Genomic DNA, 1,028 nt, shown 5'->3' on the forward strand with positions numbered 1-1,028 from the left:
GACTGCGTGACGCTGCCGGTAGATGTGGGCGTCGAAGGTCGGCGGCCGGCCGCCCTTCGAGCCCTTCTTTCGGCGGCTCGCGGCCTGGTCAATCTTGATCGGGATGGTCGCGGCGATACCCCGGCGGACCAGGTGCTGTCGATTGGCGCGGGAGCTGTAGGCCTTATCAGCCAGGACCCGATCCGGTCGGGTGCGGGGCCGGCCGCCGTTCGAGCGTGGAACCCGGATACCGGCCAGGACAGGCATAAACTGAGGGCTGTCGCCACGTTGTCCGGCGGTCAGCACCGTCGACAACGGCTTTCGGCCCTGCTCACAGGCGAGATGCAGCTTCGTGGTCAACCCGCCCCGCGACCGTCCCAGGGCGTGATCGTCGGGCTCGTCATCGACGCCACCGGGCGACTCGACCTGCAACTGGCCATGGGTGCGGGCGCCGGCGGCGTGCTGATGAGCGCGGGCGCTGGTGGAGTCGACGCTGACGTCCCAGGTGATCAACCCGGCGGCATCGGCCCGTGCCTGCAACGCGGTCACCACGTCACGCCAGACTCCGGCGCGTTGCCAGCGGCGGAACAAGCCGTAGACGGTCTGCCAGGGCCCATACAACGCGGGCACGTCCCCGCCACGGCGAGCCAACCCTCGTCCGCCACCGAATTCCGTCCATCAACTGTCGTCTGCTCCACTTCGGCGGACGTCCTGACCTACGCGGCCTGGGCAGCAACGGCTCCAGCACCGCCCACTGGGCGTCGGTCAGGTCGTGTCGCCTCGTCACCGCTAAGGTGGCCACGAGGTCTCCGGTGATGGGTTCTTCTTGGTCGTTGAACCACCTACCGGAGACCTCGCTGTCTATCGATCACCGACACGCCGCCCGGTCAGACAATCTTCCACTTCTGAAACACCGCCTAGTTGTTCTGCCCATGGACGTTGGTGACAGGGCTGGGATCTTGAAATAGGTGAGGACCTCCGGGTGAGGTGGAGCTTGTCGAAGGTTCCACACCGTCTCGGAGGTCCTCGTGCCACACGCTAACGCACCC

1 pseudogene is annotated in these 1,028 nt (G+C 66.7%); it reads right to left on the minus strand.

The window, feature by feature from the left end:
- Positions 1–781, minus strand: a pseudogene (locus E1165_RS28645) (IS5 family transposase); the annotation flags it as partial.
- Positions 782–1,028 lie beyond the last annotated feature (247 nt).

The sequence above is a fragment of the Micromonospora sp. KC723 genome (assembly GCF_004348595.1).
Lineage (GTDB): Bacteria > Actinomycetota > Actinomycetes > Mycobacteriales > Micromonosporaceae > Micromonospora.